The sequence below is a fragment of the Streptomyces boncukensis genome, assembly GCF_011045075.1.
Taxonomy (GTDB): domain Bacteria; phylum Actinomycetota; class Actinomycetes; order Streptomycetales; family Streptomycetaceae; genus Streptomyces; species Streptomyces boncukensis.
Genome location: NZ_JAAKZZ010000390.1, coordinates 1 through 7,135 on the forward strand (window position 1 = coordinate 1; position 7,135 = coordinate 7,135).

At 73.6% G+C, this 7,135-nt stretch carries 6 protein-coding genes; 3 read left to right on the forward strand and 3 right to left on the reverse strand.

The annotated features are described in order from the left end of the window. Positions 1-162: 162 nt before the first annotated feature. Both G5C65_RS27555 and G5C65_RS27560 read left to right on the forward strand, forming a co-directional pair. A complete protein-coding gene (locus G5C65_RS27555; protein WP_165301728.1) occupies positions 163-645 on the forward strand; it encodes a hypothetical protein in 483 nt (160 codons plus the stop codon). A gap of 82 nt (positions 646-727) precedes the next feature. Continuing rightward, positions 728-2,020: a M18 family aminopeptidase gene (locus G5C65_RS27560; protein ID WP_165301729.1), complete on the forward strand. Its 1,293-nt coding sequence runs from the start codon at positions 728-730 to the stop codon at positions 2,018-2,020. 31 nt (positions 2,021-2,051) lie between these two features. On the opposite strand, the gene G5C65_RS27565 is transcribed toward G5C65_RS27560, so the two are convergent. Beyond that, the gene (locus tag G5C65_RS27565) at positions 2,052-4,010 is read right to left on the reverse strand and encodes a thioredoxin-like domain-containing protein (protein WP_165301730.1); all 1,959 of its coding nucleotides are present in this window, start codon (positions 4,008-4,010) and stop codon (positions 2,052-2,054) included. Between the two features lie 203 nt (positions 4,011-4,213). On the opposite strand from G5C65_RS27565, the gene G5C65_RS27570 reads away from it, so the two are divergent. Then, entirely contained in the window at positions 4,214-5,047 is an 834-nt protein-coding gene (locus G5C65_RS27570) for a maleylpyruvate isomerase family mycothiol-dependent enzyme (protein WP_165301731.1), read from the forward strand. 33 nt (positions 5,048-5,080) lie between these two features. Here G5C65_RS27570 and G5C65_RS27575 read toward each other — a convergent pair whose 3' ends face one another. Together G5C65_RS27575 and G5C65_RS27580 are read right to left on the reverse strand one after the other, a co-directional pair. Next, on the reverse strand, positions 5,081-6,373 hold the full coding sequence (locus G5C65_RS27575) for an MFS transporter (RefSeq protein WP_165301732.1): 1,293 nt from the start codon (positions 6,371-6,373) through the stop codon (positions 5,081-5,083). Between the two features lie 65 nt (positions 6,374-6,438). Beyond that, positions 6,439-7,135: GntR family transcriptional regulator (locus G5C65_RS27580; RefSeq protein WP_241266099.1), on the reverse strand; the 697-nt coding region annotated here is incomplete at its 5' end.

A 7,135-nucleotide genomic window follows, 5' to 3' on the forward strand; every position in this document is an offset into this window, starting at 1 on the left:
AGGGACTGCGCCAGCTGCTCGTCGGAATTCTCCGATCTGTAGCCCTTGACGATGGGCAGCAGCAGGTCTTTGAGGCGCTTCGCCGCGGAGGCGTCCTCGCCGGACTGTTCCTTGACGAGGATGTCGTCCTGCACGGAGGCGTTGTAGAGCACCAGGGCGCGCATGCCCAGTACGCAGGACGACGGCGGGAACGAGGGGGACAAGAGCTCCGTTGCACAGACCAAGGGGGGCTCCGGGCGCGAGGAGTCGGACTCGCCGTCCGCTCCGCCCTCCCCCTCCGACTCGCCCTCCGACTCGCCCTCCGCGGGCGCCGGGGACGGGATCCCGGACCGGTTCCTGGGCACCTGGACCAGCCATCTGCCGGGCAAGCCGAACGACACCCGGCGAATGGTGATCCAGCAGGCGAAGCCCGGCGAGACGGCGATGACCCTCACCGCCGACGGCTCCTCCTACCACTGCGTCTTCCAGGCGGAGCTGGCGTCCGTCACCGGGGACGCCGTCGAGCTGAAGGCCACCGAGGTGACGGTGGGCCCCGAGACGTCCTGCTCGGCCGGGCAGGCCACCACCCTGGTCCCGGCCGGCGACAAGCTCCGCCGCGAGAACGCCGACGGCACCCCGCCCCTCACCTACACCCGCGTCGGCTAGCGCCGGTCACGGCGCTGGTGCAGGGCCCTTCTGCTGGATCTCCGCGGCGTCGCCGGGGAGGGCCCTGGATACAGTGAGTTCCATGAACGACGCCGCTCACGCGCACCGGGCCCACGCCGACGACCTGATGTCCTTCCTCAGCGCCTCGCCCTCGCCGTACCACGCCGTGGCGAACGCCGCGGCACGGCTGGACCGGGCCGGCTTCCGCCGGCTCGCCGAGACGGACGGCTGGGACTCCGGGACCGGCGGCCGGTACGTCGTGCGCGGCGGCGCGCTGATCGCCTGGTACGTCCCGGAGGGTGCGACGCCGGCCACGCCGTTCCGCATCGTGGGGGCGCACACGGACTCGCCGAACCTGCGGGTGAAGCCGCGCCCCGACACCGGCGCGCAGGGCTGGCGGCAGATCGCGGTCGAGATCTACGGCGGGACGCTGCTCAACACCTGGCTCGACCGGGACCTCGGGCTCAGCGGGCGGCTGACGCTCCGGGACGGCACGACCCGCCTCGTCCATGTGGACCGCCCGCTGCTGCGGGTGCCGCAGTTGGCCATCCATCTGGACCGGCAGGCCAACGAAGGGCTGAAGCTCAACCGGCAGCGCCATATGACGCCGGTCTGGGGGCTCGGCGAGCCCCGCGAGGGCGACCTGATCCGGTTCGTCGGCGAGGAGGCGGGGGTCCCCGGCGAGGAGGTCGCGGGCTGGGACCTGATGGTGCACAGCGTGGAGCCGCCCGCGTATCTGGGCCGGGACCGCGAGCTCATCGCCGGGCCGCGGATGGACAACCTGCTGTCCGTGCACGCCGGGGTGACCGCGCTCACGGCCGTCGCGGGCCAGAGCGCCGAGGTCCCGTACGTTCCGGTGCTCGCCGCCTTCGACCACGAGGAGAACGGCAGCCAGTCCGACACCGGGGCCCAGGGCCCGCTGCTCGGCGATGTGCTGGGGCGCTCGGTCCACGCCCGCGGCGGGTCGTACGAGGACCGGATGCGGGCGTACGCCGGAACGGTCTGCTTCTCCGCCGACACCGGGCACGCCGTGCACCCCAACTACGCCGAGCGGCACGACCCCGACCACCACCCGATGGCGGGCGGCGGCCCGATCCTCAAGGTCAACGTCAACCAGCGCTACTCCACCGACGGCAGCGGCCGGGCCGTCTTCGCCGCCGCGTGCGAGCGGGCCGGGGTGCCCTGGCAGACGTTCGTGTCCAACAACGACGTCCCGTGCGGGACCACCATCGGGCCCATCACCGCGGCCCGGCACGGCATCACGACGGTGGACATCGGCGTCGCCATCCTCTCCATGCACTCGGCGCGCGAGCTGTGCGGCACGGCCGACCCCGCCCTGCTGACGGGCTGCCTGACGTCCTTCCTGGGCGCGTGAAGCCGACGGCAGACCTTTCCGGCCACCGGCACTAGCCGTCCAGGCCCGCCAGGACCAGGGGGAGCCGGGAGGCGCCGGACGGGCTGACGCGGACGGGGACGCCCCAGTCCTGCTGGTGCACATGGCAGGCCGGGTACTCGCTCGCGTCGGCCTCGTCGCAGGACGCCGCCATCGCGGAGACATGCAGCACCCCCTCGGTGGCCCCGGCCCGCTCCGCGATCCGCACCTGGCGGCTCAGCTCGGTGCCCTCGCCCGCGCCGTCCGCGAGGAGTTCGGGCGGGGTGGCGCTGACGACCAGCCGGGTGGAGGGGCCGTACCGGTCGTCGAGCTTCTGGCCGGGCGGGGGCTGGAAGACGACGTCCAGCCGGAGGTCACCGGGGGCGACGTCCGTCGCGGCGCGCTGGGTGCGGTGCGCCGCGGCGGCGACCCGCACCGCCTCGTCCGGCAGCCGCAGCCGGGTGAGCCGGTGGCGTGCCGACTCGACGACCACGATGTCCGTGCCGTCGCCGTCCGGGGCCGGCACGGCGCCGGACGGCTCGCGCAGGTCGGTGGCGAGCGTGGTGACCTCCCCGGTGCCGGGGTGGTAGCGGCGCAGCGCGTGGTTGTAGGTGTCGGAGACCGCCACCGAGCCGTCGGGGAGCGCGGTGACGCCCAGCGGGTGCTGGAAGAGGGCCTGCTCGGCGGGGCCGTCCCGGTGGCCGAAGTCGAAGAGCCCGGTGCCGACGGCGGTGTGGACCGTGAAGTCGTCGGTGCCGTCGGTGCCGTCGGTGCCGTCGGTGCTGTCGGTCCGGGCGAGCCAGCGCAGCGCGCTGGTCTCCGAGTCGGCGATCCAGAGGCGCCCGGGGGTGACGGCCAGCCCCGAGGGCTGCGCGAACCACGCCTGCGGGGCCGGGCCGTCGACCAGCCCCTCGTTGGTCGTGCCGGCCGCCGCCCGTACGGTGTCCGCCTCCGGGTCGTATGTCCACAGCTGGTGCACCCCGGCCATGGCGATCCACACGCGCCCCTCGAACCACGCCACGTCCCAGGGGGAGGAGAGCGCGACCTCGCGCGCCCGGCCCTCGTCGGGGGCGCCCTGCCACCACTGGGCGCCGGTGCCCGCCGCGGTCACCACCTCGCCGGTCTCCAGGTCGACGCGGCGCAGGGCGTGGTTGACGGTGTCGGCGACCAGCGCGTGCCGGCCGCCGGGCAGCAGGGTGAGGCCCTGGGGCTCGTTGAACCGGGCGCTGTCCGGGCCGCCGTCGGCCAGGCCGCGCTCGCCGCTGCCGATGCGGCGTACGGGCGTCTCGCCGTCCGCCGCCAGCTCCACCAGCCGGTGCCGGGTGGTGTCGGAGACGAGATAGCCGCCGTCGGGCAGCGCCAGCGCCTTGCCGGGGAAGCGGAGGCTGGTGGCGGCCGGCTCCGGCGGAGCTCCCCCCGCTACCGCCGGGGGCGCCCCCAGGCCGTCGCCGCGCCGGAGGGTGCCCTTGGCCGCGTGCTCGGCCTCCAGCTCGCCGACCAGCCGTTCGATCGCGTGCACATGGCCCTCCCCCGCGTGCTGCGCGACGACATAGCCCTCCGGGTCGATCACGACGAGCGTGGGCCAGGCGCGTACGGCGTACTGCTTCCAGGTGGCCAGGTCGGGGTCGTCGAGCACCGGGTGCTCGACGCCGTAGCGCTCGACCGCGTCCACGACGGCGGAGTGCTCGGCCTCGTGGACGAACTTCGGGGAGTGCACGCCGACGACGACCGTGGTGTCCCGGTGCCGCTCCTCCAGCTCGCGCAGCTCGTCCAGGACGTGCAGGCAGTTGACGCAGCAGAAGGTCCAGAAGTCGAGGATCACGCACTTGCCGCGCAGGGCGCCGAGGGTGAGGGCCTCGCCCCCGGTGTTCAGCCAGCCGCCCCTGCCGGTCAGCTCGGGCGCACGGACGCGGGGGCGGCGCGCGGGCGGCCGGGCGTGCGACCGGGGAGACGCAGGGGGAGTGGCGGGCGGAGTGGACGCCGAGTCGTTCATGTGTCCAGAGTGCCACTCCGGGGCGGGCCGGGCCCGGCCCGCCCCGGCGCGCGAACGGTACCAGCGTCCATGCGTTCGAGGGGGCTTTTGGGCCTAGCATCGTCTCCAAAGCACTGCCGGGGTGCCCGAGCGCAGCGTAACTTGAGAGCACCCAGACTTGAGAGCATCCAGCCCGTGAACCGTCCGCACCGCCGAGGGGTCCCGTGACCGACCACCCAAGCCTTCAGCCCTATGTTGACGCCTGGACGCAGTCCATGGAAGCGATATCCGAGCTGGTGACGCCGCTCACCGAAGGGGAGTGGAACCGGCCCACCGAGTGCCCGGGGTGGTCGGTGCGGGATGTCGTCTCCCACCTGATCGGCCTTGAGTGCGAGTTGCTCGGGGACCCGCGTCCGATCCACACCCTCCCCCGCGACATCTACCACGTACGGGACGAGGTGAGCCGCCATATGGAGATCCAGGTCGATGTGCGGCGGCACCACACCGGGCCGGAGATGACCAGCGAGCTGGAGTACACGGTCATCCGCCGCTCTCGCCAGCTCCGCGACGAGAAGCGCGCGCCCGACGACGAGGTGCCGAACGTCGTGCCGTTCGGACCGAAGAAGGTGACGCTGGAGCGCCAGCTGATGATCCGCGCCTTCGACACCTGGGTGCACGAGCAGGATCTGCGCCGGGCGCTGGGCAAGCCGGGCAATATCGACTCCGCGGGCGCGCACGTCGCGCGGGACGTCCTGCTCGCCGGGCTGCCGAAGGTCGTCGCCAAGGACGCGGAGGCGCCCGCGAACACGGCCGTCGTGATCGATGTGGGCGGCCCCCTGGAGTTCATGCGGACCGTCCGCGTCGACGCCGACGGGAAGGGTTCGGTGGACGGCAGCCCCTCGCTCGGTCCTGCGGTCACCCTGTCGCTGGACTGGGATACCTATCTGCGGCTTGCGTGCGGACGCGTGCGCCTCGACGCCGTTGCCGAGCGGGTGAAGGTGGAGGGGGACCAGAAGCTGGGCACGGCGATCCTGGAGCACTTCGCGGTCACACCGTGACCTACGGCGCGCCGGGGGGACGCGGCACCCGTCTCAGACGGGCACATGCACCGCCTCCACCCGGCTGGCGACGACGCGTTCGCGCTCGCGGCGTACGGCCCTGCCGCGCAGCCGGGCGATCTGGGTGACGCCCAGCGCCTGGAGGACGAAGACCGACGCGAAGGCCACGCGGTAGTTGTCGCCGGTGAGGTCCAGCAGCACGCCCACCGCCAGCAGCGTGGTCATCGACGCCGTGAAACCGCCCATGTTGACGATCCCGGAGGCGGTGCCCTGCCGCTCCGGCGGGTTCGCCGGACGCGAGAAGTCGAAGCCGACCATGGATGCCGGGCCGCAGGCGCCGAGCACCACGCACAGCACCACCAGCATCGCCATCGGGGTGTGCCCGGGGCCCGGCCAGAACACCGCGGCCGCCCACGCGAGGGCCGTCGCCAGCACCGTGCCGAGCACCAGCGGCGCGCGGGCCGCGCGGTGCCGGGCGATGATCTGGCCGTAGACCAGCCCGCAGGCCATGTTCGAGACGACGACCAGCGTCAGCAGCTCGCCCGCCGTGCCCCGGCCCAGCCCCTGGGCCTCGACCAGGAACGGCATACCCCACAGCAGCAGGAAGACCATGCCGGGGAACTGGCTGGTGAAGTGCACCCACATGCCCAGCCGGGTGCCGGGCTCCCGCCACGCCGCGGTGATCTGGCTGCGCACATAGCCGCGCCCGGCACGGGTCTCGCGCTGCGGCTCGTGCCCCTCCGGGTGGTCCTTGAGGCAGAAGACCACCAGCAGCAGCACCGCCAGTCCGCCCAGCGCGCTGCCTGCGAAGGTGGGCGTCCAGCCGAAGGTGTCCAGGACCCGGGCGAGCACGAGGGTCGTCACCAGGTTGCCCGCCATCCCCATCAGCGCCGCCACCTGCGCGATCATCGGCCCGCGCCGCGCCGGGAACCAGCGGCTGCCCAGCCGCAGCACCGAGATGAACGTCATGGCGTCGCCGCAGCCGAGCAGCGCGCGGGAGCCCAGCGCCATGGCGTACGAGCCGGAGAGCGCGAATCCGAACTGGCCCGCTGTGAACAGCACGACGCCCAGCAGCAGGATCCGCTTCGTCCCCCACCGGTCGACCAGCAGGCCGACGGGGATCTGCATGCCCGCGTAGACGAGCAGTTGCAGCAGGGAGAACGTGGACAGCGCGGAGGCGTTGATGTCGAACCGGTGGGTGGCGTCGATGCCCGCCACGCCGAGGCTGGTGCGGTAGGTGATCGCGATGAAGTAGACGGCGACGCCGATGCCCCAGACCCACAGCGCGCGGGCGCCGCCCGGCGGGTCCGCGGACGGCCCGGGTATGCCGGGGCCGGACGGCGGAGGCGGCGGAGGCGGCGGCGAGGGGGAGGACGGTGTGGAGCCTGCGCTCACCGCTCACCGTCCTGCGCCACCGCGTACGCGTCCAGCGCGTCCGCGTCCTCGCCGCGCACCAGATGGCTGACCCGGCCCACGTGCCGGCCCACGGCGTCCGCCGCCGCTTCCGCGTTCCCGTCCCGCAGGGCGCGCAGGATGCCCGCGTGCTCGGTGATGTTCTTGGCGATCCGGTCGGGGTGCGCGTGCATCACGGCGACGCCCATCCGCAGCTGGCGGTCCCGGAGCTGGTCGTAGAGGCGGGTGAGGATCTGGTTGCCGGTGTGCTCGACGATGGCGGCGTGGAAGCAGCGGTCGGCGGCGGCGACCGCGGCCAGATCCCCGGACTCCGCTCGGGCGCGCTGCTCGGCCAGCAGCTCCTCCAGCCGTCCGACGAGCGCCGCCGGGACCGGTACCGCCTTGCGCACCGCGTGCTGCTCGACCAGCAGCCGGGTCTCCACCACGTCGGCGATCTCCTGCGCCGAGACGGGCAGCACGAGCGCGCCCTTCTTCGGGTAGAGCCGGATCAGGCCCTCGGCCTCCAGCCGGAGCAGGGCCTCCCGCACGGGCGTGCGGGAGACGCCGACGGCCTCGGCCAGCTCGCCCTCGGTGAGCAGCATGCCGCCCTCGTAACGGCGCTCCAGCACGGCCTGCTTGACGTGCGCGTAGACGCGCTCGGCGGCGGGGGGTTGGCGAACGGTCTGCTTGACGGGG